The sequence below is a fragment of the Brevundimonas intermedia genome (assembly GCF_027922165.1).
In the GTDB taxonomy this organism is placed as follows: Bacteria; Pseudomonadota; Alphaproteobacteria; order Caulobacterales; family Caulobacteraceae; genus Brevundimonas; species Brevundimonas intermedia.
On the sequence record NZ_BSFD01000001.1, the window covers coordinates 317029 to 341470 of the forward strand.

Below are 24442 nucleotides of genomic sequence, written 5' to 3' on the forward strand. Positions count from 1 at the left end.
GCGCCTAGCCGAAGAAGACCCCGAACATAGCGATGGCGAACAGGACGAAGATGCTGACGAACGACACCGCCGCAGCGACGGCCCCCAGCCCGAGCACGATCATAAGCAGACGGTCGGATTTGCTGGCCATGCGTCCAGCCTAACGACGCGATCCCTGGACGTCGAGCTGACGCCTGGCCGCGCCTAGAACCATCCCGCCGCCCGCAGCGGCGCGACCCGCGCCCGCGACACCGGCGCCGTCAGCCCGCCCTTCAGCCTCAGGCTCAGATTGCGGCCGTTCTCCGCCGCGCCGACGACGGCCGCTCGCGCCACCCACCAGGACCGATGGGTCTGACCCCCTTCGACCCCCGTCAGCCCCGCCATGGCCTGCGACAACGACATCAGCACGAGGTCGGACCCCAGGGGCGTGTGGACGCGCACATAGTGATCCTCCATCTGCAGACAGATCACCTCGCGCCCCAGATGCACGGGCAGTCGGTCGCGGGGATCGGCCGACAGCGGCGCTGCCGCAGCCGTCCCGGCGGCGGCGGGCGGGCGCGACATCAGCCATAGGATGGCTCCGGTCGCCACGGCGCTGACGATCAGGCTCTGGCCGAACCATTCCAGCAGCCCGACCTCGAAAGTGCGCCCCCAGACCATCTGCGCGAGGGCGCGACTGATCAGCGTCATCGGGGCCGCCAGCAGCACGACCGAAGGCGGCGCCCACAGCCACGGCGACAGCCCCCGCCGCATCGCCTGTCTGGCCAGCAGGGGCAGGGTCAGGCCGAACAAGGCCCAGCCGGCCCAGAGGCTGACCACCCAGTAAAGAACCCGCATCGGCGCCGCGCCGTTCATATAGGAGCCGAACGGCCCGACCAGACCCAGCAGCACGCCAAGACCGGTGGCCACGGCCAGCCCCAGCCGCGCCGCCCGCCCTACGCCCCATCGCGAATCCCCGATCTTCATGCGCCCTTCCTAGCCGTTCGGCGGCCGTTGCGGAATCGCCGCGCGGCACCCGGTCGCCGGATCGCGAACCCGTTCGCCCACTGGCGCAAAGCCGGTGGCGCGGGCCGGTCGGCGCACGGCAGGAAACCGGCTCTCGACCCGCTGACAGACGAAGGCTTCCATGTCCCTGATCGCCGCCCTTGTTCCTACCCTGGCCGCCCTGACCCTCCAGGCCGCCCCCCTCCCCGACGCGCGCCCGGCGTCCGTTCCATCCGCAAGCCCCTCCGTCGATCGGTCTCTCCCGCAGGCCGTGGCCTTCGCCCGGCTGGAGATCCCGGACGGCGCCGGCCCCGCCCTAGAGGCCGGGGTCTGGACGCCCGCCCCCAAGACCGAGACCCGCCTGCCGCTGATCGTCATCTCCCACGGCAACGGCGGCGATTTCCGCAGCCACGAAGCCACCGCCCGCGCCCTGGCCCAGGCCGGGTTCGCGGTCGCCGCCCTGACCCACACCGGCGACAACTGGAGGGATCAGAGCCAGGCCACCGACGTCGCCCAGCGTCCGCGCCAGCTTCACGTCCTGATCGACTACATGACGACCCAATGGGACGGGCGTAGCGGCATCGATCCGAACCGCATCGGCGCCTTCGGCTTCTCCTCCGGCGGCTTCACCGTTCTGGCGGCGGCGGGCGGCGAACCCGACCTGGGGCGCGTCCTCGATCACTGCCGCGCCCACCCCGAATTCTACGACTGCGGCCTGGTGGCGACGCACGGCGCGCCGCCGTCTGTCATGGACCAGACCTGGGTACATGACGCGCGGATCAGGTCGGTCGTAGCCGCAGCCCCGGCCCTGGGCTTCACCTTCACGCGCAAGGGCCTTTCAGGCCTGACCCAGCCGGTCCAGCTTTGGCGGGCCGAGCGCGACCGCGTCCTGCCCAGCCCCTTCTACGCCGAGCCGGTGCGCGACGCCCTGCCTCGCCCGCCAGAGTATCGCTCGGTTCCAGGCGCCGACCATTTCGACTTCCTGCCGCCCTGCTCGACCCGGTTGGCCGCGCTCGCGCCTATGATCTGCACGCCGACGCCCGGCTTCGACCGGACGGCTTTCCAGGCCGATTTCAACCGGCAGGTCATCGACTTCTTCAGCCGGACCCTGTGACCTAAAAGGACTCCCACCCGTCGGCGTCTGGCGCTGAAACCGGCGCCGGCGCCGCGCCGCCGCGGCCGACGGTCTTCAGGGCGGCGACGGGCTGACGCGGAGGGGCGGCGGCCGCCACGCGGGTCGCGCGAGCGCCGCCCACCTGGAACCGGGACACCGCAGCGGCCAAACCGTCGGCTTCCTGGGACAGCGAGTGGCTGGCGGCGGTGGATTCCTCGACCATCGCGGCATTCTGCTGCGTCATCTGGTCCATCTGGTTGACCGCCGTATTGACCTGCTGGAGCCCCGTCGCCTGTTCGGCGGCCGAGGACGAGATCTCCGTCACCAGGCCTTCGATCTGGGCCACGTGGGCCACGATCCGGTCCAGCGCCTGCCCGGTCTCGGTCACCAGTTTCACCCCCGACCCGACCTGCACGGTCGATTGCCCGATCAGGGCCTTGATCTCCTTGGCGGCCTGGGCCGACCGTTCGGCCAAGGCCCGCACTTCCGAGGCGACGACCGCGAAGCCGCGGCCGGATTCGCCGGCCCGCGCCGCCTCGACCCCGGCGTTCAGCGCCAGAAGATTGGTCTGGAAGGCGATCTCGTCGATGACGCCGATGATCTGATTGATCTCGCTGGAAGAGCGTTCGATCTCGCCCATGGCGGCGACGGCGTCACGCACCACCGCACCGCTCTTGTCGGCGTCATTCCGGGCGGCCTGAACCGCGCCGGCGGCCTGGACCGCGCCCGAGGCGGTGGCCTTGACCGTGGCCGTGACCTCATCCAGGGCGGCGGCGGTCTCTTCCAGACTGGCGGCCTGTTGCTCAGTGCGGCGCGACAGCTCGTCAGCGGCCTTGGCGATCTCGGCCGCCCCGGCGTTGATGGCGCCCGTATTGGCGGCGATGGTGCCGATGGCCTCCTGCAGCCCCTCGACGGCCGCATTGAAGTTGGTGCGCAGCTGTTCGTAGGCCGGCGGGAAGGCGTCGGTGATGCGGACCGTCAGATCCGCCTGCGCCAGGGCGTCCAGGCCCCGGGTCAGACCAGAGACGACGACGGCCTGCTCGCGCGCGGCGGCCTCACGCGACTGATCGCCCACGGCGCGGTCCTCCTCCTCCTTCGCTCGACGTCGGTCGGCCTCGGCTCCCTCGGCCTCAGCGCGGGCCAGGATGAGGGCCTGAATGTCGACGACGGCGCGGGCGATATCGCCGACCTCGTCCTTGCGGCGCGCCTCGCTCAGCTTCACCTCGGTCTGCCCTTGGGCCATGCTGCGCAGATCGCCGGTCAGGCGACGGATCGGAGCGACCAGACCACGCGAACCAGCGACCATGACGCCGAGGCTGATGGCCAGGGCGGCGAGCATGGCGGCGATCATCACCACGCGCCCGGTCGTGGCTGCGGCTTCAGCGGCCACGCGGTTCTGTTCAGCGGTGGCTTCGATCTTGTCCGCCGCCGTGCTCATGGCCGTTTCCAGCGCAGTGAACTGCACCTGAAAGTCCGCCATCTTGCCTTGCGCCGCAACAATGTCGCGTTCCGCCAGATCCACGATCTCCGCCGCCGCGGCGATATAGGCCTGAAGCGGCGCCTCGACTGCGCCCAGCGCCGCCTGCATCTCCGGCTCGGTCGCCAGCGCCTTGTTTTCGGCTATGGATGTCTGGAAGATTTCCCGATGCTCAGCCAGATCGGCCTTCACCGCATCGATCTCGACGCCATTGGCCGGATCGGGCGCCAGCATGGCTCCGAAGACATCCGACCTCAGGGCGTCGTGCATCATGTCGGCCTGCATATGATTGCGCAGAATCGACGATGAAACGGACGCGCGGCGCAGCGCCTCGCCCAGCTGTTCGTTCATGACCAGGCCGACGCCCGCCGTCCCGACCGACAGCAGCAATACGGCGATCCCGGTCGCCGCCACCTTCTTGCCGATCGTTAAACGCATGCCGCCGCTTCCCCTCGGACCTTATCCGAACATCGATACGCAGACAGGGTTAACACCGTCTTTGCACACGCCTACGTCGTTTCCCCACGCCACCCTAAGGACGATTTTCACCGGTCTTGGCCTAGATCTACCGTCGAACAGAACGGACCATGGCCATGCAGAACGCCCAGCCGGAAACAGTGAAGACCCGCCTCGTCGCCGCCTTCGGCGCCGCGCTACTCGCCCTTCCGACCGCCGCCCAGGCTGCCGACCCCGAGCCGACCTGGACCCTGTCGGCGGAGTACACGTCCGACGTCACCGGCGTCGTATCCGGCGGTGCGAAACACGCCGGCCGGTATCTGGATAATCTGAGCGTCAATCTGGACGGCGATCTCGAACAAGCCTGGGGCTGGCGCGGCGCGCGACTGCATATGTCGGGTCTCTATAACGGCGGCGGCGAGCCCAACGCCCTGGCCGGAACCCTGCAAGGCGTCGACAATATCGAGGTCGCAGCGCAGGGCGCCCGCCTGTTCGAGGCCTGGATCGAGCAGGATCTGGGCGGCTCCGCCACCCTGCTGGCCGGCCTGTATGATCTCAACAGCGAGTTCTACGCCACCGAGGCCTCCGGCCTGCTGATCTCGCCGCCGTTCGGCATCGGTTCGGAACTGGCCTCGACCGGCCCGAACGGCCCGGCCATCTTCCCCTCCTCGTCACTGGCGGCGCGCCTGCGGGTCGGCGACACGGACCGAACCTATGTCCAGGTCGCCGTCGTCAACGCCGACGCCCGCACCATCGGCGACCACGGCGGAGTGGACACGGACCTGGACCACGGCGTCCTGGCCATCGCCGAGGTCGGCGGCCACGCCCCCGTCGGCGCCGCCCCCGTCCGTTACGCCTTAGGCGTCTGGCGCTACAACCAGCGCCAGGACGACATTCGCGACCTGACGCCGGCCGGCGACCCCGCCCACAGCATCGCCCAGGGCGCCTACGCCCTGACCGAGGGTCAGATCTGGGGCGCCGCCGCCCCCGACGGCCCCCAGGTCGACGCCTTCGCCCGGCTGGGCCTGTCGGACGGCGACACCACCGACTTCAAGGGCGGCTGGCAGGCCGGCCTGTTGGTGCGCCAGGTCTTCGCCGCCCGCCCCGACAGCCAGCTGTCCTTCGGCGTGCACCAGGGCTGGCTGTCCGACAAGGCCCGCGCCAACCTGGCCGACACGCCCGCCGATCCCGCCCGCTACGAAGAAGGCTTGGAGTTGACCTACGCCGACCGCATCGGTCGTTTCACGATCCAGCCGGACATCCAGCTAATCCGCAATCCCGGCGGCCTGAAGGACGCCGACGACGTGGTGGTGGTGTCGCTGCGCGTGATTACGCCGCTGTTCTGAGCACCGTCGGGGGCGGATCAGATCATCAGCATGATCGCGTTCCCGAAGTTGTGCAGCAGGACCGGCAGAAGAAGGCTGCGTGTTTTCAGCACAAGCCATACCGCGATCAAAGACGGTAGCGCCGTCAGCGCCATGGTCATGAGATCGAACGAAAAACGCCCGTCGTTGTAGCCGAAGGCGTGAGCCAGGCCGAACAGGGCGCACGACAAGACGGCGCCGAGTCCCCAGTCCACCCCCAGGATCCTCACCCGTCCTGCGAAGGCCTCGCCGAGCGCGACCAGCAAGACGCCGCGATAGAAGGCTTCCTCCTCCAAACCGGGCATCGTCAGCTGAAAAGCGAGGGTTTCAGGCCCGGCGGGTTCGTTCGGAAATACCATGGCCAGAACCAGGAACAGGCCGACATAGAGGCCGGCCACGGGCAATACCGTTTTCAGGCTTCCCGCGGCCTGCTGCAGAGTCAGCCCAGAGCGGCGGCGGCCAAAGGCCGGCAGGGCGCCGACGGCCAGGGTCGCGACAAGCGCCAGGATCTTGCCCTGCCAATTCCAGTCGCTTTTAGGGAGCAGGTCGGGAAACAGGCCATAGCCGTTCGTCAGCATCAGGTCGTTGAGCAAGACCAGGCCGGCGGCGACCAAAAGCCAGCGCCAGGACAGCCGCCCCGGCAGACCCCATCCCAACAGCCCGCCGACGCCGAGCAACAGGGCGATCACGCCCAGAATTCCAATAAAGCCGTCCACAGTTCGCTCCATGCCTCAAGAAGAGGCCGGATCATGCGACGCAGGCGGCGGGTCGGCTTCTCGAAACCCGGCGAAAAGACCCTCAGAACCCGGCGTCGCGGCCCCTATCGTTCTGCGCCGCAGGGTCGGCCAGCATCGCGCGTCGATAGGCGCTGGGCGCCATTCCCTCGACCGACTGGAAGATGCGGTTGAAGGAAGGCAGGGACGCAAAGCCGCTGTCCATGGCGATGACGATCAGCTTATCCCCGCGTCGCGATGGATCGGCCAGCAGACGCCGCGCCTCGTCCATCCGTTGGGCGTTCACAAAAGTCCGGAAATGGTCGTAGCCGAGCTGATGATTGATCAACTGGCGCACCGCCCGCTCGGAGGCGCCCATCGCGCGCACGAAGGTCGCGAGGTCGAGCGACGGATCGAGATAGATTTTCTCGACCTCCACCAGGTGGCGCAGCCGGGCGCCAAGGCCGGTCGCCTCGTTTGGTGAAACGACGGGCGTCTGGCTTGTCGGCGCGAAACCTAGCGCTTCCAGGGGTGGGCGATCTGCCGTCAAAGCCAGAAGCCAGGCCGCGAAGGCCAGGCAGACCGTGTTCTGCGCAATGGCGTAGATCTGGGAGCTCCACCCCAGGCCCAGAATGACGTCAGCGGCCATATCGACGATCAGCAAGCCCGCCAGAAGGACCACGACCCCCAGGCGCGAGCGACGCCTCCGATCCAAAAGATCGCCATCCCGATCAAGGTACAGCCGCCCGGCCAGATGCCCCATCATGACGAAGCCGAAGACGATGAGGAGCCAGGGCAGGCCCCGGCTCTCCAGCGCCGGACCAAAGACGCCCCGGTCGGCGGCGGCGACGACGATCCACCCCAGACCCAGGGCCAACACGGGGCCTCGGGGCCTGAAGGTCCAGTCGAACACGGCCAGACAGAACCACCACAGAAAGACGGCGGTGAAGCCGCTCAGCAGGACGGCGACATGACCCAGCGCGCCTGAAAGCTGAAGCGCGGATTCCGTCGTATTGCCCGCCAGATAGCCGCAGAGACAGGCCGCGAAGGGGGCGAAGAAGCGATTGTCCGCTCGCCGCCCACGCCGCCACAGAACGACCGCCGCGACGATGAGGAGGGTCGCCCCGGCGACGCGGACAATGATGTCGAATTGGTGCACGGCCACGCTGTCGTCCTGTAGTCCGCCTACGGAAAATCATCAAATCCGTCGCTATCGTGCGCCGTGAGACCAGGCGATGGGATCCGGCGGTCCGCTGCGTCGGAAATAAAACCCCACGACTGCGGCGCCATATCCGGACAAGCGCATTTGCCTCGAATGACGTTATCGATTGCGTTCGTCGGCGCCGGTCCGACCACACTTTACACCCTGGCGGCGCTGCTGCCGGCGGCGCGGGCGGGGCTGACGGTCACGGTGTTTGAGGAGGCGGCGACGGCCGGGCTGGGCAGTCCCTATCGTCCCGGCTGGAACGACCCGGCCATGCTGTCGAACATCGCCAGTATCGAAATCCCGCCCGTCAGCGAAACCTTGCTGTCCTGGCTGCGCCGTCTGCCCCGGTCCGAGTGCGACGCCCTGGGCCTGGATCCCGAGACGGCGGATGAGCGGACGTTTGTCCCACGCGTGGCCCTGGGCGCCTATTTCCGAGACCAGTTCGCCGTTCTGGCCGAGGACCTGCGGGCGCGCGGGGCCGAGGTCGAGGTTCTGACGGGCGCCCGCGTCATCGACGCCGCCATACTGGAAGCCGGGATCCGCCTGACGGTCGCGACGCCCCGCTCGCCCGCCCAGGACCGGCTCTTCGACTACGCCGTCCTCGCGACAGGCCACCAGTGGCCCAGCCGCCAGGAGGCGCGACCGGGCTATTTCACCAGCCCCTGGCCTGCCGTCGGCCTGTCGCAGATCGGACCGGTCGCGGTCGGCATACGCGGTTCGGCCCTGACCGCCATCGACGCCGCCATTGCGGTCGCCGCCGCCCACGGTCGGTTCGAACGTCGCGACGGCCGCCTTGTGTATGCGACCAAGCCGGGGGCGGAGGGGTTCGGCGTCACCATGATGTCCCGAAAGGGATTGCTGCCCGAAGCCGACTTCTTCTTCCCCCTGCCACATGCGCCCCTGTCGATCCTCACGCCCGAGGCGATGACCGCCCTGACCGCTCAGGCCGACGACCGCCTGCTGGATAACGCCTTTGATCTGTTCAAGCGCGAGCTGACGCTCGCCGATCCTGCCTACGCCGCGGACATCGGGCTTGAGGACGCCGATCTCGAGACCTTCTCCGAACGCTATTTCCAACGCCGGACCGCCGTCGATCCTTTCCAATGGGCCGAGGCGAACCTGGAAGAGGCGCGGTTCAACCATGCGAACCGCATCACCGTGGCATGGCGCGACGCCATCCTGCGCATGCACGAGGTGATGGCCGCCATCGCGCCGTATCTGACCGGCGACGCCTTCGCTCGGTTCAATACTCACCTGAAGCCGGTCTTCGTCGACAACTACAGTTCGGTTCCCCATGAATCGATCGAGCGCATGTTGGCGCTCCACCGCGCCGGCCGGCTGGACGTCCGGGCCCTGGGCGACGATCACCAGATCGACACCCGCCCGCCCGAAGGCGGCGCCGTGCTGATGACGGCAGATGGCCGGCGACGCCATTTCCCGGCCTTCATCGAGGCCACCGGCCAGAGGGCGCTGTCCGGCCTGCAATTCCCCTTCCTGACCTTGCTGGAACAGGGGGTTGTTCAGGACCAGGTCCAGGACGAGGGCGCGCCGGCGACGCGCGGGATCCGCATCGACGCCCGTTTCCGCCCCGTCGCGGCCTCGGGCCCGGTCGAGCGCCTGTTCTGTCTGAGCCTGCCCTTCATCATGGGCCGTCATCCCTTTGTTCAGGGGGTCACCAGTTCGCATCACATCGGCCAGATCGTCGGGGCGACACTGGCCGGGTTCGTCACCGGGATCGGGCCTGATCGCGAGAGCGAGATCGGCGCCGGGATTGGCGCCTTCGGCCCCCTGACGGTAGAGGCGGCCTGATGAAACTGTTTGCGATCTACATCGGCGGCGAACATCCCCGCGCCAATATCGAGGTCCACGACATGCGGTTCGTGGTCGCCCCGTCCATCGAGGACACCTACGACGCCCTGCGGGCTCAGTGGTGGGGCAAGCCCGGCAGCCTGCACATCGACTGCTGGTCCGAAATCAGCCAGGCCGACGGCTATGAGGTGGCCTTGCGCGACACGCCGTTTCAGGGGGATGCGCGCCTCTACTACGTCAATCTGGGCGGCTACGACGGGATCGATTTTGCGGAGAAGCACCGCAATATCTTCGTCGTCGCCGACACCCTGGCCCAGGCCAAGACCCGCGCAATCAAACGGGCCAAGGGCTGGGACGCGCCCCACCGGGACGAGATGTTCGAGGCGGAACAGGCCTTTGCCTTGGACGAGGCAGCCGCGGCCGAGCGGCTGTATATTCACCTGACGCCCAGCCTGCTGACCGGCGACGCGCCCTTCACCTGCCACTACACCCCCATCAGGGACTAGCCGCATTTCCATCGTCGGCGCGGTGAACCGGCTCGGTCTTTAACCTGCGTCAACACGCCGTTAACCATGATGCCCCATTTGGTTAACACCTGTTCCTGGGGTCCGTTTTGCACAATCTCGTCGCCGCCGTCGAAGCGATCGACCCGCTGGTCGTCACCGGCAAGGTCGCGGGCGTCTCGGGTCTGCTGATCGAGTCGCGCGGCGGCCTGTCGCGTCTGGCCGTCGGCGCCCGGGCCGAGATCGGCCGCCGCGGGCTGGAGCCCCTGCCGGCCGAGGTGGTGGGCTTCCGCGACGCCAAGGCCCTGCTGATGCCGTTCGGCCCGGTCGAGGGCGTCGCCCCCGGCGCCGAGATCCGCATCATCGACCAGGCCGCCAGCGTGCGCCCGACCACCGCCTGGCTGGGCCGGATCATCGACGCCTTCGGCAATCCCATCGACGGCAAGGGCCCCCTGCCCCAGGGCCAGGCTCCCTATCCGCTGCGCGCCCCCCCGCCCCCGGCCCATTCGCGCGGCCGGGTGGGCGAGCGGCTGGACCTGGGCGTGCGGGCCATGGACGTCTTCACCACCACCTGCCGGGGCCAGCGCCTCGGCATCTTCGCCGGCTCGGGCGTGGGCAAGTCGGTGCTGCTGTCCATGCTGGCGCGCCAGGCCACCTGCGACGCCGTCGTGGTGGGGCTGATCGGCGAACGGGGCCGCGAGGTGCGCGAGTTCGTGGAAGAGACCCTGGGCGAAGAGGGGCTGAAACGCGCCGTCGTCGTGGTCGCCACCTCGGACGAGCCGGCCCTGAAACGCCGCCAGTCGGCCTATATGACCATGGCCATCGCCGAATATCTGCGCGACCAGGACCTGGAGGTCCTGTGCCTGATGGACAGCGTCACCCGCTTCGCCATGGCCCAGCGCGAGATCGGTCTGGCGGCGGGCGAACCCCCGACGACCAAGGGCTACACCCCCACCGTCTTCACCGAACTGCCCAAGCTGCTGGAGCGCGCCGGACCGGGACCAGTGCGGCCCGACGGCACCACGGCGGCGCCCATCACCGCCCTGTTCACCGTCCTGGTGGACGGCGGCGACCATGACGAGCCCATCGCCGACGCCGTGCGCGGTATTCTGGACGGCCATATCGTGATGGACCGCAAGATCGCCGAGCGCGGCCGTTTCCCCGCCATCGACGTGCTGAAATCCGTCAGCCGCACCATGCCCGCCTGCCAGACCCCGCCCGAGCGCGAACTGAACAAGCGCGCCCGCCAGTCCCTGTCGGCCTATGCGAACATGGAAGAGCTGATCAAGATCGGCGCCTATCGCACCGGGGCCGATCCCATCGTGGACCGCGCCATCGCGCTGAACCCCGCGCTGGAAGATTTTTTAAGCCAGGACAAGGACGACGCCACGCGTCTTACCGATTCCTTTACCCGGCTCGAGCAAATCCTGAACCAAGGCATGATCAGGGAGTGAATACGAAATGACCGCTTGGGCCCAATCCCTGATCCGCATCTCCAACTACGAGGTCGAGACGCTGCAGAAGCGCCTGGCCGAGATCACGGCCCGCCGCGCCACCGCCGAGATGCGTCTCGCCGTGCTGGACGCCGAGGTCGAGATCGAACGCGAGCGCGCCCGAATGGACGCCGACGCCGGCATGATGCTGGGCGCCTATCTGAACGGCTGGAAGGCCCGCAAGGCCGCCGCCGAAGGCGATCTGACCGTCGTCGACGCCGAGGAGGCCGGCGCCCGCGACGCCCTGACCGGCGCCTTCGAAGAGCTGAAGAAGTTCGAACACGTCGCCGAAACCACCCGCCTGAACACCCTGCTCGCCATCGCCAAGCGCGAAACCGCCGCCTTCGACGAGCTGGGCCTGCGGAAACGTGCGGTCTAGCGGCCGACAAACCTCTCCCTCCCCCTGCGGGGGAGGGGCGTCGCGTAGCGACGGGGTGGGGGCGGCAAGGCGCCGCCGCACAAATTTGAGACTAAACAGGTCTCTGGAACCTTGCCCGGCCCGGCCCACCCGGCTTCGGCTACGCCTTCGCCCCCCTCCCCCGCAGGGGGAGGGGGAAACCCCATGATCTCCCGCCGCGCCGTCCTCGCCTCCGCCGTCGCCGTCGCCGCCTGCGGCCCCACCTCGGCCGAACCGACCCCGCCGAACGTCCCCCCGCTGAAATCCGTCGCCCCCTGCCCCTTCGGCACAGCGATCAAGGCGATGCAGATCGACGACCCCGACTGGGTCGCCCTGGCCCGCGCCAATGTCTCCCAACTGACGCCAGAGTGGGAAATGAAGATGGAATATGTCCTGGCCGACGGCCTGGACCGCCCCCGCTTCGACCGCACGGACCGCATCGCCGCCTTCGCCGCCGCCAACGGCATGGCCCTGCACGGCCACACCCTGATCTGGTACGCGCAAGGCAAAGAAGTGTTCGAGGGCCTGTCCGGCGCCGCCTTCGACCGCGCCTTCGACGGCTATATCGCCGCCATGGCCGGTCGCTACCGCGGCAAGGTCCGCAGCTGGGACGTGGTCAACGAACCGATCCTCGACGACGGCTCGGGCCTGCGTGACTGCCACTGGAGCGCCCGCTACGGCCACGACGGCTACATCCTGCGCGCCTTCGAACAGGCCCGGCTCGCCGATCCCGAGGCCGTCCTGTTCCTCAATGAATACAATCAGGAATCCATCCCGGCCAAGGGCGCCCAGTTCCTGAAACTGGTCGAACGCCTGCTAAAGGCCGGCTGTCCGCTCCAGGGTCTGGGGCTTCAGTCCCACCTGTGGATCGACGTGAAGGAAGGGGCCATAGCCGCCTACATGCGCGAGATCGCCCAGTTCGGCCTGCCGATCCACATCTCCGAACTGGACTGCACCCTGCGCACCGACAACCGGCTGGATCTGCGCTCCCAGGCCGACCGGCTGGCGCTTCAGACCGCCCGCGTCACCGAGATGGCCGAGGCCTTCATGGCCCTGCCTCCGGCCCAGCGGTTCGCCTTCACCGTCTGGGGCCTGCGCGACACCGACAGCTGGCATCGCCAGGGCGACAAGGACGACGGCCGCGACAAGCCCCTGCCCTTCGACAGTTTCGGCCGGCCCAATCCGATGGCCGCCGCCTTGGCGACGGCGTTCCAGCGGTAGGGCCTCTCTCCCTCCCACTGCGGGGGAGGGGCGTCGCGCAGCGACGGGGTGGGGGCGGCAGGGCGAAGTCGCACGGATCTGTCGAAGTCAGCGCTCGGTCACCCGGCCCTTCCCACCCGGCTTCGGCTCCGCCTTCGCCCCCCTCCCCCGCAGGGGGAGGGAGAAACGCAAAACGCCCGCCGTTTCCGGCGGGCGTTTCAAACTTGCAGACCCTCGAAGGGTCAGGCGGCGACGCTGTTGCCGGCTTCGGCCGGGTCGCGCAACACATAGCCGCGGCCCCAGACGGTCTCGATATAGTGTTTGCCGTCGGCGGCGGTGGCCAGCTTCTTGCGCAGCTTGCAGATGAAGACGTCGATGATCTTCAGCTCGGGCTCGTCCATGCCGCCATACAGGTGGTTCAGGAACATTTCCTTGGTCAGGGTCGTGCCCTTGCGGAGCGAGAGCAGCTCCAGCATCTGGTATTCCTTGCCCGTCAGGTGCACGCGGTGACCGTTCACCTCCACCGTCTTGGCGTCCAGGTTCACGGCGATCTCTCCGGTGTGGATGATGGCCTGGGCGTGACCCTTGGAGCGGCGGACCACGGCGTGGGTGCGCGCGATCAGTTCGTCCTTGTGGAAAGGCTTGGTCAGGTAGTCGTCGGCGCCGCCGCCGAAGGTCTTGACCTTGGTTTCGATCTCGTGGCTGCCAGACAGGATCATGACAGGCGTATTGATCTTGCCGACGCGCAGCTGGCGCAGAACCTCAAGACCGCTCATGTCCGGCAGGTTCAGGTCCAGCAGAATGAGGTCGTAGTCATAGATCTTACCCAGATCGATGCCTTCTTCGCCCAGGTCGGTCGTATAGACATTGAAGCCTTCCGACTTAAGCATCAGCTCGATGCTTTGGGCAGTTGCGTGATCGTCTTCAATCAACAGGACGCGCATTCGTGCCCCTCCAGGCAAAAGCTTTGCGGTAACCACCCAGCCGCACGACCGGGTAACCTTGTTCGCAGGTTAAGACCCGAAAACCTTAAGAAGGGTTAATGCCGGGCGATTGAGTCGTTCCTAAGCTGATTTGCGAATCGCCGTCGAGAGTCCGGAGTCAATGATTCGAAATTTATTAACCATATTCGCCGCCCGCCGCTTCTGATCGCCACCGCCTCACCCGCCCCGCGCTCACAATCCCCACGTCGCAACCTCAAGTCCGCAAAGGCCGCACGTCCGCTTCTGACGTTTGATAGGACGATATTCCTATCACAGGCGCCCGCCGATCTAGGATGGGGCATCTAAGGTTTGTGATGGGAGGCATGTGATGCTGGAGGAATACAGGGCGCCGGTCGGCGACGACGATCGGCGCAAGGCGGGTCTGGCCATACATCTGGTGGCGGTGCGCACCAGCGCCCTGCCCGAGCGAATGACGGCGCGCGGGCGCTTGGACCCGCTCAGCTCCCGCGCCCGCCGCATGGCCATGTATTTGTCCCATGTGGCCTTTGGCTGGACGCTGGAGCGGGTGGGCCATGTCTTCGGCGTAAACCGCGCCACCGCCGGAGCCGCCTGCCGCTGGGCCGAGGACGAGCGCGACGTGCGCGAGGTCGACGATCTGCTGAACCAGTTGGAGGCCTGTATCTCGGGCCTCTATGCGCCGCGCGCGGAACGTCAGCCATGAGCCGATCCGTTGAACGCGCCCGCGCCCTCCTGGACAGATCAGGGGCTTGGTTGGCGGCCGAGAACGGGGTCTACGCCCTGCGTCTGGGGCCCGACCGACGCGGCCGCATCAGCCTGACCCTGGCCGAGCCCGAGTTCCGCGCCCTGATCGACCGTCCCGGCCTGCGCCGCCGCCCCCAGGGGGGATGGACCGCTCGCCCCGCCGCGCCCGAAACAGGCTCGAACCCGCAGCCCGGACGCCCCGGAGTCATCGACGGCCAACGCGACCTGATCGGCCCCGACGGCCGGATGACGCGCCACGCCGCCAATCTGGGCGAAAGCCCGATCGCCTGGCTGGCCCGCCGCAAGGACGCCGTGGGCCGCCCCTGGCTGTCCCCGGCTCAGGCCGCCGCCGGCGAACGCCTGCGGGCCGACATCGAACAGGCCCGCTCCGGCCCGTCTCTGACCATGCGCTGGGACGCCCTGCCCCGGGTCGGGTCGGGATCGGCCGAACGGTTCGAGCCCGGCGACCGCGCCCTGAGCGCCGCCCGACGGGTCGAAGAGGCCCTGCGCGCCGTCGGCCCCCGCCTGCGCCCGATGCTGACCCGGATCTGCGTCCATGGCGACAGTCTGAAACTGGCCGAAACAGGCCTCGGTCTGCGCCGCCGCCAAGGCAAGACACTGCTCAAACAGGCTTTGGAGGCTCTGGCCGAACACTACGGGATCGGGTGAGGCTGTCCCGCGCCGCCGGATCGTGTCGAGGGTCTTTGAAACCACTCCGAGGTTGCGACGTTCATCGACCACGATTCCCTACAGGAGATGCGTCGATGTCCCGCCCCCTGGCCTGCGCTGTATCGACACTCATGCTGGCGACGGCGCTGCCGGCGTCCGCCCAGACGCCTTCCTCCCTGAACGATCTGGTCGGCGCCCGCGCCGGTCAGGCCGAGGGCGAGCTGACCCGTCGCGGCTACCAGACCACGGATCGGTCCGAGGTCGTCGGCGACGGTCGCATGACCTATTGGCGGCGCGGCGATGATTGCGTGTCCATTATGACGCGTGACGGCCGCTACGCCTCGATCAACCAGGCGGGCCGCAGCGAATGCGGGTCGGGCGGGTCGGATCGGTCCAACGCCACGGCGATCGCGGCAGGTGTGGCCATCGTCGGTCTGGCCGCCGCCATCGCCGCCCACAACAACCGCCACCGCGACGCCGATTCCGATCACGACCGGGAATACCAACGCGGCTATGAGGCCGCCCTGCACGGCGCAGACTATGACGCCCGCCATGAGACCGAGGGCTATCACGAAGGCTTCCTGGCCGGTGAAGACGAAGGCCGGAACCGCCGTCACGCCAACAGCAGCTGGATGCAGACCGCCCCCTATGCGGCGCGCCAGGCCTGCGCGCGTCGCGCCGACGAGTTCCAGAACCGCCCCTATGGCTCCAGCGTGCCCATCGGCGTGCGCGACCTCGGTCGCGGAGACTACGAGCTGACCATGGCGACGGGTTCGTATCGTTCGCGCTGCACCGTCTCGGCCTCAGGCGACGTCCGCGCCATGGAACCTTACTGAGACTTCACAGGGAGGCGATCGGGATCAGGATCGCCAACAGATAGACCAGCGCCCGAACCATCGCCCAGACCGCGACGCCCACCCCATTGATGACGGAGAGGTTCAGACGCCGTGAGAACCACCGCGACTGGACGAACAGGAACCACAGGCTCCCCCCGATCATGATCGCAGCGCCCACCAGATTGGGCAGTTCCGGCCTCTGGAAGACGGCCCCGCCGACCGAGACGAAGGCGACGCAGACGGCCGCCAGATAGCATTGCGCGTAGAATGGCGCGCGCAGGGTCTCGCGACTGATCCGCCGCTTCTGACGGCGCAGCAGGGTCACGGCGGCCACGAGCGGAATCAGACTGAAGGCCAGGGAGCGGAACAGGATCAGGTTCTGTTGCGACGCGTAAACGACCTTCGTCAACTCCGTAGACTCCGGCGCCGGCGGCACGTGCAGGGCCAGGGAGATCAGATTTGTCAGGACGATGGTCGCCAGCAGGAACAGGGGCGGGCTCAACGTATCGTCATAACGATGCTCCTCGCTGTCGCTCTGTTCGCGGTCCGAATAGTCCATCGCGGCCAACGGCCCCCGAAGGATCCGCCACAGGGTCAGGGGATAGAAGACCAGCCAGCTGACGGCCTCGAAGAGAAACTCCTCGAAACTGCGTAGGATCTTCAGCAGGTCCATTCCGCCTCACTCCTCCAGACCCGCGATGGTGGTCGGCGCAGAGCCCGGAGGCAAGCGTAGCGGTTTCAGGTCACCCGGTCGCCGTCCCGTCCGCCGCCATCGCCGCCTCCCGGATCCGCCCCACCATGCTGTTCAGGCCGTTGGCGCGTTGGCGCGTCAGGGCCGAGGGCAGGCCCAGTCGGTCCAGTGCCGCCTTGGCGTCGAAGGCCAGGATCTCGTCGGGCGTACGGCCGGAATAGAGTTTCAGCAGCAGGGCGATATTGCCCTTCGACAGGGCGCTGTCACTGTCCGCTGCGAACCACAGACGCCCGCCGTCAGACGCGGTCGCCAGCCAGACCTGGGCCGCGCAGCCCGGCACCTTGTTGGCCTCGACCCGGTCGGCCTCGTTCAGAGGCGACAGTCCCTTGCCCAGTTCGATCACATATTCGATCCGCTGTTCCCAGTCGCCCAGCAGGTCGAAGTCCTCAGCCAGCTCCGCCAGAGTCTGGTCCAGGCTTTCGGTCGGGGGCGTGCGATCATTCATGGTCGCCAGATAAGGCGCGCCGCCGTTAACGACAACCGGCCGTTTTGTCCCCCGGTATTCATGGTGAACGCCCGTCAGCATCTCGCCTGGAACGGGAGCGGCCTCGCGCCGACTCGTCCGTCGGGCTAGGGTTTGAGCGAGAAAAACGGCTTCACGCGCTTGCACGTCCACACCCGACAACCCCGGCAAAGCCTGCCCCCGACGGACGCCCCGCGCCCGTCGACGGCGCCGCCGTCGCTGTCGCCCCCCTCTTTGGCCGCCCCCAACTTGCTCGCCCCCTCCCTGCTGGCCCCCTCCCTGCTGGCCATGTGGCACGCCTGCTGGGCGGTGGCGGTCTGCTTCACCGCCTTCATCGGCGAAAGTCTCGGCGGCCTGCGGGGCGAGGTTCTGGCCGCCCTGGTGATCATGGCCCTGCCCGGCGTCGGCGGGGTGGCCCTGATGGCGCGGGACTCCGTCGGCCTGCGCTTCGCCCTGATGGCGGCCTGGCTGCTGGCCTCTGTGGCGGCGGCGGGCCTGACGGGCGGCGCGACCGGCGCGGTTCCGGGCCTGCTGGTCATGCCGCTGGCGGCGGGGATCGCGCTGGATCATCCCCGTATCGGCGACGGCCGACTGACCAAGGTGGGCATCGCCGCTCTGAGCCTGCCCCTGGCGTCGGGTCTGATCTCGGCCCTGCTGAACGGCGCCGCCCCCCAGCCCCCGGTTCTGGCGGCCCTGTCCGGCCTGCTGGCCCTGGCCGCGACCGCCGCCGCCATCCGCCTGACCTGGGGCCAGCGCCAACTTCGGCTGAGCGCCGCCGAGACGAACAGCAGCCGCGTCGAAGCGGTGCTGAACGCCCAGCCGGGCCTGACCCTGCTGCTCGATCCTGCGGGCCACGCCGTCGCCGCCTGGGGAACGCCCCCCCCGTCCCTGTCGGTCGAGGCCCTGTTTGACCAGGGGCTGATCGCCGCCGTCCACGCCCCCGACCGTCCCGCCGTCGGCGCCGCCCTGCAACGCGCCCTGGCCGGCCAGCCCGCCGAGATCCTGTTCAGCCCCCGCGTCGCCCTGGACCGCCGTGTGGTCATGATACTGCGCCGTTTCGACCATGCGGGGGACCGCCCCCAGTTGATCGCCCAGGCCTTCGACGGCACGGCTCAGTTCGCGCGCGAACTGGGGCTTGAGAGCGCCCGTGTCGAGGCCGAAGCCCAGAGCGCCGGCAAGACCCGCTTCCTCGCCAATATGAGCCACGAACTGCGCACGCCCCTGAACGCCGTGATCGGTTTCGCAGACATCATGCGCGAACGCCTGTTCGGCCCCCTGCCCGACCGTTACGCCGGTTACGCCGACTCGATCCACCAGGCCGGCGGCCATCTGCTGGACCTGATCAACGACGTTCTGGACCTGTCGAAGATCGAGGCGGAACGCTACGAACTGTCGCTGGAAAACCTGGACTCGCGCGACCCCGTCTCGGCCGCGGTCGCCCTGATCCGCGTCCAGGCCGACGAAAAGGGCGTCGACCTGGCCCCGGTCCTGCCGCCCACCCCTTTGATGGTTCAGGCCGACGCCCGCGCCCTGAAGCAGATGGCCCTGAACCTGCTGTCCAACGCGCTGAAGTTCACCCCCTCAGGCGGCTCCGTGACCCTGACCCTGGACGGGGTCGGGCCCTATCTGGAGTTGGTGGTGTCGGACACCGGCGTCGGCATCGCCCCGGAAGACCTGCAACGCATCGGCCGCCCGTTCGAACAGGCCGGCGACGCCGACCAGAAGGCGCGCGGCACGGGCCTGGGCCTGTCGCTGGTCCGCTCGCTCACCGAACTCCACGGCGGCCGCATGACCATCGACAGCACCCTGGGCGAAGGCACCGCCGTGATGATCCGCCTGCCGGTGATCCCGGTGGTTGTTCCGGCAGAAACGCCGAGCGAAGCCTCTTAAGCCCGCCCCATCGACAAAAATGCGCGGCCGGCGGCGAAGTCGCCGGTCTCGAAGCTCGAGCGCGCCACGCTGCCGTCGCGGAACAGGAATTCGACGACGAATATCTCGCGCGGATCCAGGGCCGAGACGGCGTCCGCCGCCGTAGCGGGGAACAGCCACATCTGCCCCGTCTTGCGTCCCTCGACCAGCAGGCCGGCGTCAGCCGCCTCGACTCCCGCCGCCCAGATCGAGCGACGCTGCGAAACCGGCGGCAGTTCGCGCGCCAGCCAGGGCCGGGGCGCCACATTGGCGTCGCGCAGGATGATCCGCACCCCGGTCGGGCGCGACCGCCCGTGCCAGGACACCACGGCCGCCAACTGGTCGGGCCGGTCCATCCCGCCGATCACCCCGAACCGCACAGGCGAGGCCCCGGTTCGCGTACCCTGCATCAGTCGCCAGGTCGGCCGGGCGTAGGCCGCGCGATCTGCGCTCCAACCCGCCCGTTCGCCAGGAAAATTCATCCGCGCCATCCGCGACCAGCCGGAAAAGGCGTCGCGCACCCGGCCGCTGACCGTCTTCAGATCGGCGGAATCGCACCGCGTCGCCGCCGCCCGCGCCCGGGCCCGCGTCGCCGTATCGGCCAGATCGCGGTCATTGCCCCCCGCCCGCAGGGCCGCGCCGCGCGCCTGCCAGGCGGCGGCGGTCAGGGCGGCGGTCAGTTGCGGCTGGAAGAGACCACACCGGGCGTTGGCGGCCAGAACGAAACTGCGCTCGTAATAGCGATCAACCGGCGCCGCGCCCGCCAGAGTCGGGACGGCGATCAGCGCGGCGGCGATCAGGGCTTGGGTTCGCCGGGTGGAAAGGCCTATCCTCATTCCCCGATCCTGGCACATCCCGCCTTTGGGTCTGGTTTCCGTACAGGGTTAGCGAATTGCTTCTATCCAGCGACCTGTGGGTCAGCGCCCTGATCCGCCGGGCCGAGATCGAGGGCGCCTATGCGACCGTCGTCAAGAAGGGCGATGACCGCGCCGGCTCGGTCATCGTCAAGGCCTACGACACCTCGACCCGCACGGCCAAACTCTACACCGAGGCCTTCGGAAACGACGGCGAACGCCTGTGGATCCAGCCCGTATCCAGCGACAGCGAGTCCGAACTGGACGCCTATATCGCCCGCCAGCGCGGCTACGACCCCGACCTCTGGGTGGTCGAGATCGAAGACAAGCAGGGACGGCATTTCATCACGGAGAAGGTGCAGGGGTAGCCCCTCTCCCTCCCCCTTATGGGGAGGGACGGCGCAGCGTAGCGCAGCCCGGGTGGGGTCGTTCCAGCCGCCCCGCTCGCGCCCTTACGGGCCCCGCCCTGATCGCTGTGCGATCGTCCCTCTCCATATAGGGCAGGGAGAATGAGCCCCCTTACTTTCGCCCGTCGAATTCCGCCCGCGCCGCCTCGATCCGGTCGATGTTCGTCTCCGCCCAGGTCCACACCCCGCAAAACGCCTCGGCCAGGGTGAAGCCCAGGTCGGTCAGGCGATACTCCACCTTCGGGGGAATGACCGGATGGACCGTGCGCACCACCAGTCCGTCGCGCTCCATCTGGCGCAGGGTCTGGGTCAACATCTTCTGACTGATCCCGCCGACCAGTTCGCCCACGCGCGTGAACCGGGTTTCGCCGTGCTCGGCCAGCACCTCCAGGATCAGCATGGTCCACTTGTCCGCGACCCGCCCGATTACCTCGTTGACCAGGGCCTCTACCCGTGGGTCGGCGACCTCTCCGGTCTCGGGATGTGAAATTCTTGCGGGCGGAACGGCCGTCATATCCATTTCTTCCTTCGCAGTAAGTATGGCGGTTTCCAGTGCCTACTTTCCAATGGAGAGTGACCGTCATAACTGAGTTTCCGCACTGACGCCCCCCTGAGGAGAGCCCCATGAACATCAGCGGAAACACCATCCTGATCACCGGCGGCGGCACCGGTATCGGCCGCGCCCTGGCCCAAGCCCTGCACGCCCGCGGCAATCAGATCATCATCACCGGCCGTCGCGAAGACGTGCTGAAGGACGTCGCCGCCGCCAATCCCGGCATGGCTTGGGCGACCCTGGACGTCGCCGACTCCGCCGCCGTCGCCGCCTTCGGCGAACAGATCGTCAGGGACCATCCCGCCCTGAACGCCGTCATCCTGAACGCCGGAATCATGAAGCCCGAAGACCTGACGGCCCGCCCGTTCGACTTCGCCACGGTCGAGGCCACCATCGCCACCAATCTGCTGGGCCCGATCCGGCTGACGGCGGCCCTGCTGCCGCACCTCCAGGCCCAGCCCGCCGCGACGATCGTGACCGTCACCTCCGGCCTGGCCTTCATCCCCCTGGCCGCGACCCCGACCTATAACGCCACCAAGGCGGCCATCCACTCCTGGACCGAGTCCCTGCGCCATCAACTGCGGGACACCGCCGTCGAGGTGCTGGAGCTGGCCCCGCCCGCCGTCGCCACCGACCTGATGCCGGGCCATGCGCAGAACCCCAACTCCATGCCCCTGGCCGACTATACGGCCGAGGTCATCGGCCTGATCGAGCGCGGAAACACCCCGCGCGGCGAAATCCTGGTCGAACGGGTCAAGCCCCTGCGCTTCGCCGAGGCGAACGGCTACGAAGCCGTGTTCCAGATGCTGAACGGCTGAGGCGCACCCTCTCCCTCCCCCTGCGGGGGAGGGGGGCGGAGGCGGGGCCGGGTGGGAAGGGCCGGGCGACTCATCACAGGCTTGCAAAACCAGGTGCGCCCGCACCCTGCCGCCCCCACCCCGTCGCTGGGGCGACGCCCCTCCCCCGCAGGGGGAGGGAAAGTTCAGCTCACCGCCCCACCGTGATCTCCAGCGGCCGCGACATGAACAGCCGCACACCGCCCAGGTCCAGCGCCAGCCGCCGGTCCTCGAACGCCCCCATGCCGATCAGGGCCTTGGGGAAACCCGGCACGGGGACGTCGTCATAGATCGCCACTTCCGCATTGCGGTACAGCTCGTCGCCAAACGTCAGTGTACGGACTGTAACCGCCTCAGCCCGCACCGTCCCGCCCAGCACGATGCTGCGCCCCGGCGTCCGTTCGCGCCCGTCCAGCAGCCCCGCCGCCTGAGCCGTCTCGCGCGTCACGGCCAGGACAGCCGAGGCGCCGGTGTCGATCACCGCATCCACCGTCGCCCCCTCGACAGTGATCGCCGCCTGCAGCGCCTTGCCCGCCCGGGTCACGGCGACGGCGGCCAGATCCGGCGTCGGCGCCCAGCCCTCCCGCGCCAGAAACCGCATCCGCCGTCGCCCCGTATCCAGTTCCAGCACCAGTTCGCGCAACACGTCCTGCCCCAGGATCAGCGGCGCTCCCAGGCCTTGGTCGCCGGCCAGCGGCCCCAGCTCCAAAATCGCCGCCCGCAACCCGTCCAGCCTCAGTCCCCCGACAGCGACATCCAGCGCCGTCCCCCGGCCCATCTGCGGTTCGCCGCCGACGCCATAGGCGACCATCGGAATGCTGAAGACGTCGGTCAGACCCAGCCGCTGCACCAGCGACCGGTCGATTACCGAATATTGCGCCCCGGAATCCACCAGGGCCCGCACGCCCACGCCATTGACCGTCACCGCCACCGTCGGGGTCGGCGCCCGCCGCTCGGCATAGTCCAGCCAGCCGGACGAGCCTTCCGCCGCAAACCCCACGAACGGCCCCTTCCACAGCACATGGTCGCGCAGCCACCAGGCCCCGCCTACGGCCCCGGCGACCAGGCCCAGCCGGATCAGAAGATCGCGTCGTCTCATCCCCCAGACATGGACCGTCCCGCGCTTCGGCGCCAGCGGGGACGATGGTCGCAGGGGGTAGGCGCGAACCGGACCGGCATGAATTTGTCGCACAAGCCGCCCACCCGTCGCCGCGCCGACAATTTCATCCCCCGAACGACCAGAAACCGGGTGACGACGCCGCCCCGGCTGGTTACGACCAGACCATTATGAGCACCTCCAGCGCCCGTTACGTCTCCACCCGCGGCCAAGCCCCCGAGACCGACTTCACCGACGCCCTGCTGCGCGGCATCGCGCCCGACGGCGGCCTCTATATGCCGACCGCCTGGCCCACACTCTCGCCCTCCGCCTGGGACGCGACCGCCGACTACAAGTCCATCGCCCTGCAAGCCATCGCCCCCTTCATCGGCGACACGCTTCCCGCCGGCGCGCTCGACCGCGCCCTGGACCGCCTGACCGCCGGCTTCGCCAATCCGGCCGTCACCCCCCTGGTGGAGCTTGAGCCCGGCCTGTTCGTGCTGGAGCTGTTCCACGGCCCCACCGCCGCCTTCAAGGACCTGGCGATGCAGCTGGTCGCCGCCCTGACGGACGAGGCCCTGGCCGCCTCGGGCGAGCGTCTGACCATCCTGACCGCCACCTCGGGCGACACCGGCGCCGCCGCCGTCCGCGCCTTCGCCGGGGCCAAGTCGGTCGATCTGGTCGTCCTCCACCCGCTGGACCGCGTCTCCCCGGTTCAGCGCAAGCAGATGACCACGGTCCAGGCCGACAATGTGCTGAACCTGGCCGTGCGTGGCGATTTCGACGACTGCCAGCGTCTGGTGAAGGGGCTGCTGGCCGAGGAGTCCCTGCGCGAGCGCGGCCGTCTGTCCTCGGTCAATTCGATCAACTGGGCCCGGCTGGCGGGCCAGATTCCCTATTATGTCTCGGCCACGGCCCAGCTGGGCGGCCCGGCGACCTTCGTCGTCCCGACCGGCAATTTCGGCGACGCCTTCGCCGGCATCGCCGCCACGAAAATGGGTCTGCCGTCGAACGGCTTCGTCGCCGCGGTGAACCAGAACGACGCCCTGGCCCGCGCCATCAACGACGGGATCTATTCCCGCCGTCCTGCGGTCGAAAGCGGCAGCGTCTCCATGGACGTCCAGGCCCCGTCCAACTTCGAACGCCTGGTCTATGAGGCCACCGGCCGTGACGGCGACCGCACCCGCGCGGTGTTCGAAACCTTCGCCCGCGACGGCGCCGTGACCTTTGATCCCGACCTGCTGGCCGCCCTGCGCGCCGCCGTCTCGGCCGTCTCCATCGACGAGACCGAAACCCGCGCCGAGATCGCCCACGCCTATAAAACCTGGGGCCGCGTCGTCTGCCCCCACACGGCCGTGGCCCTCGCCGCCGCCCGCCGCCAGGACCGCTCGAACGGCCCCGTCGTCGCCCTGTCCACCGCCCACCCGTCCAAGTTCGGCGCCTTCGTCTCCGCCGTCCTCGGCTTCGAACCCGAACCCGCGCCGGTTATCGCCGCCCTGGGCGACCAGGCGGAGCGGATGACGATCATCGACGGCACGATGGACGCAGCCCTGGCCGCGATTCGCGCGCGCTGACACAAAATCTCCCTCCCCCGCGGGGGAGGGGCGTCGCGCAGCGACGGGGTGGGGGCGGCAGGGCGACACCGCACCGACCCAATTTAACAGAGA

General features: G+C 68.6%; 25 protein-coding genes. 14 read left to right on the forward strand and 11 right to left on the reverse strand.

Going from position 1 to position 24442, the window contains the following annotated elements:
* Positions 1-4: 4 nt before the first annotated feature.
* Complete coding sequence (locus PKE72_RS01495; RefSeq protein ID WP_271163704.1) at positions 5-130, reverse strand: hypothetical protein; 126 nt, start codon at positions 128-130, stop codon at positions 5-7.
* A 53-nt stretch (positions 131-183) separates the two neighbouring features.
* Positions 184-945, reverse strand: coding sequence for a LytTR family DNA-binding domain-containing protein (locus PKE72_RS01500; protein WP_271163705.1), 762 nt, complete (start codon positions 943-945; stop codon positions 184-186).
* Between the two features lie 160 nt (positions 946-1105).
* On the opposite strand from PKE72_RS01500, the gene PKE72_RS01505 reads away from it, so the two are divergent.
* Positions 1106-2077, forward strand: a complete 972-nt coding sequence (locus PKE72_RS01505; RefSeq protein ID WP_271163706.1) for an alpha/beta hydrolase family protein — start codon at positions 1106-1108, stop codon at positions 2075-2077.
* Between the two features lies 1 nt (position 2078).
* Here PKE72_RS01505 and PKE72_RS01510 read toward each other — a convergent pair whose 3' ends face one another.
* The gene (locus tag PKE72_RS01510) at positions 2079-3992 is read right to left on the reverse strand and encodes a HAMP domain-containing methyl-accepting chemotaxis protein (protein ID WP_271163707.1); all 1914 of its coding nucleotides are present in this window, start codon (positions 3990-3992) and stop codon (positions 2079-2081) included.
* A 149-nt stretch (positions 3993-4141) separates the two neighbouring features.
* Here PKE72_RS01510 and PKE72_RS01515 point away from each other — a divergent pair, with 149 nt between their 5' ends.
* On the forward strand, positions 4142-5356 hold the full coding sequence (locus PKE72_RS01515) for a carbohydrate porin (protein ID WP_271163708.1): 1215 nt from the start codon (positions 4142-4144) through the stop codon (positions 5354-5356).
* A 17-nt stretch (positions 5357-5373) separates the two neighbouring features.
* Here the strand turns inward: PKE72_RS01515 and PKE72_RS01520 are convergent, their stop codons facing one another.
* Positions 5374-6102, reverse strand: coding sequence for a CPBP family intramembrane glutamic endopeptidase, BDIM_20840 family (locus PKE72_RS01520; protein WP_444979382.1), 729 nt, complete (start codon positions 6100-6102; stop codon positions 5374-5376).
* Between the two features lie 70 nt (positions 6103-6172).
* Positions 6173-7252, reverse strand: a complete 1080-nt coding sequence (locus PKE72_RS01525; RefSeq protein WP_271163710.1) for an AraC family transcriptional regulator — start codon at positions 7250-7252, stop codon at positions 6173-6175.
* Between the two features lie 150 nt (positions 7253-7402).
* Between PKE72_RS01525 and PKE72_RS01530 the strand changes: the two genes are divergently transcribed.
* The 5 genes from PKE72_RS01530 (at position 7403) to PKE72_RS01550 (ending at position 12717) form a co-directional block, all read left to right on the forward strand.
* On the forward strand, positions 7403-9103 hold the full coding sequence (locus PKE72_RS01530; RefSeq protein ID WP_271163711.1) for an FAD/NAD(P)-binding protein: 1701 nt from the start codon (positions 7403-7405) through the stop codon (positions 9101-9103).
* Entirely contained in the window at positions 9103-9609 is a 507-nt protein-coding gene (locus PKE72_RS01535; protein WP_271163712.1) for a DUF1543 domain-containing protein, read from the forward strand. The genes PKE72_RS01530 and PKE72_RS01535 overlap by 1 nt, the downstream gene beginning before the upstream one ends.
* A gap of 107 nt (positions 9610-9716) precedes the next feature.
* Positions 9717-11060 carry a flagellar protein export ATPase FliI gene (fliI, locus tag PKE72_RS01540; RefSeq protein WP_271163713.1) on the forward strand — a complete coding sequence of 448 codons (1344 nt, stop codon included), beginning with the start codon at positions 9717-9719 and terminating at the stop codon, positions 11058-11060.
* Between the two features lie 7 nt (positions 11061-11067).
* Positions 11068-11478 (forward strand): flagellar export protein FliJ, encoded by a 411-nt coding sequence (locus PKE72_RS01545; RefSeq protein ID WP_271163714.1) that lies wholly within the window; start codon positions 11068-11070, stop codon positions 11476-11478.
* 183 nt (positions 11479-11661) lie between these two features.
* Positions 11662-12717, forward strand: a complete 1056-nt coding sequence (locus PKE72_RS01550) for an endo-1,4-beta-xylanase (protein ID WP_271163715.1) — start codon at positions 11662-11664, stop codon at positions 12715-12717.
* 221 nt (positions 12718-12938) lie between these two features.
* Here the strand turns inward: PKE72_RS01550 and ctrA are convergent, their stop codons facing one another.
* On the reverse strand, positions 12939-13640 hold the full coding sequence (gene ctrA / locus PKE72_RS01555; protein WP_166622771.1) for a response regulator transcription factor CtrA: 702 nt from the start codon (positions 13638-13640) through the stop codon (positions 12939-12941).
* A 367-nt stretch (positions 13641-14007) separates the two neighbouring features.
* On the opposite strand from ctrA, the gene PKE72_RS01560 reads away from it, so the two are divergent.
* The 3 genes from PKE72_RS01560 (at position 14008) to PKE72_RS01570 (ending at position 15907) form a co-directional block, all read left to right on the forward strand.
* Entirely contained in the window at positions 14008-14361 is a 354-nt protein-coding gene (locus PKE72_RS01560; protein WP_271163716.1) for a chromosomal replication initiator DnaA, read from the forward strand.
* Positions 14358-15071, forward strand: coding sequence for a DUF6456 domain-containing protein (locus PKE72_RS01565; protein WP_271163717.1), 714 nt, complete (start codon positions 14358-14360; stop codon positions 15069-15071). Before PKE72_RS01560 ends, PKE72_RS01565 begins: the two co-directional genes overlap by 4 nt.
* A 95-nt stretch (positions 15072-15166) precedes the next feature.
* Positions 15167-15907 carry a hypothetical protein gene (locus PKE72_RS01570; protein ID WP_271163718.1) on the forward strand — a complete coding sequence of 247 codons (741 nt, stop codon included), beginning with the start codon at positions 15167-15169 and terminating at the stop codon, positions 15905-15907.
* Positions 15908-15911: 4 nt separating this feature from the next.
* On the opposite strand, the gene PKE72_RS01575 is transcribed toward PKE72_RS01570, so the two are convergent.
* Both PKE72_RS01575 and PKE72_RS01580 read right to left on the reverse strand, forming a co-directional pair.
* On the reverse strand, positions 15912-16580 hold the full coding sequence (locus PKE72_RS01575) for a hypothetical protein (RefSeq protein WP_271163719.1): 669 nt from the start codon (positions 16578-16580) through the stop codon (positions 15912-15914).
* A 70-nt stretch (positions 16581-16650) separates the two neighbouring features.
* Positions 16651-17103: a SufE family protein gene (locus PKE72_RS01580; RefSeq protein WP_271163720.1), complete on the reverse strand. Its 453-nt coding sequence runs from the start codon at positions 17101-17103 to the stop codon at positions 16651-16653.
* 306 nt (positions 17104-17409) lie between these two features.
* Between PKE72_RS01580 and PKE72_RS01585 the strand changes: the two genes are divergently transcribed.
* Positions 17410-19011: a sensor histidine kinase gene (locus tag PKE72_RS01585; protein ID WP_444979383.1), complete on the forward strand. Its 1602-nt coding sequence runs from the start codon at positions 17410-17412 to the stop codon at positions 19009-19011.
* On the opposite strand, the gene PKE72_RS01590 is transcribed toward PKE72_RS01585, so the two are convergent.
* Complete coding sequence (locus PKE72_RS01590; protein WP_271163722.1) at positions 19008-19865, reverse strand: hypothetical protein; 858 nt, start codon at positions 19863-19865, stop codon at positions 19008-19010. The genes PKE72_RS01585 and PKE72_RS01590 overlap by 4 nt on opposite strands.
* Positions 19866-19921: 56 nt before the next feature.
* On the opposite strand from PKE72_RS01590, the gene PKE72_RS01595 reads away from it, so the two are divergent.
* Complete coding sequence (locus tag PKE72_RS01595) at positions 19922-20251, forward strand: DUF1491 family protein (RefSeq protein ID WP_271163723.1); 330 nt, start codon at positions 19922-19924, stop codon at positions 20249-20251.
* 151 nt (positions 20252-20402) lie between these two features.
* On the opposite strand, the gene PKE72_RS01600 is transcribed toward PKE72_RS01595, so the two are convergent.
* A complete protein-coding gene (locus PKE72_RS01600; RefSeq protein WP_271163724.1) occupies positions 20403-20804 on the reverse strand; it encodes a winged helix-turn-helix transcriptional regulator in 402 nt (133 codons plus the stop codon).
* 110 nt (positions 20805-20914) lie between these two features.
* Here PKE72_RS01600 and PKE72_RS01605 point away from each other — a divergent pair, with 110 nt between their 5' ends.
* The gene (locus tag PKE72_RS01605) at positions 20915-21661 is read left to right on the forward strand and encodes an SDR family oxidoreductase (protein ID WP_271163725.1); all 747 of its coding nucleotides are present in this window, start codon (positions 20915-20917) and stop codon (positions 21659-21661) included.
* A gap of 169 nt (positions 21662-21830) precedes the next feature.
* On the opposite strand, the gene PKE72_RS01610 is transcribed toward PKE72_RS01605, so the two are convergent.
* Positions 21831-22778, reverse strand: coding sequence for an aspartyl protease family protein (locus PKE72_RS01610; protein WP_271163726.1), 948 nt, complete (start codon positions 22776-22778; stop codon positions 21831-21833).
* A gap of 188 nt (positions 22779-22966) precedes the next feature.
* Between PKE72_RS01610 and thrC the strand changes: the two genes are divergently transcribed.
* On the forward strand, positions 22967-24349 hold the full coding sequence (thrC, locus tag PKE72_RS01615) for a threonine synthase (protein WP_271163727.1): 1383 nt from the start codon (positions 22967-22969) through the stop codon (positions 24347-24349).
* The last annotated feature ends 93 nt before the right edge of the window (positions 24350-24442 follow it).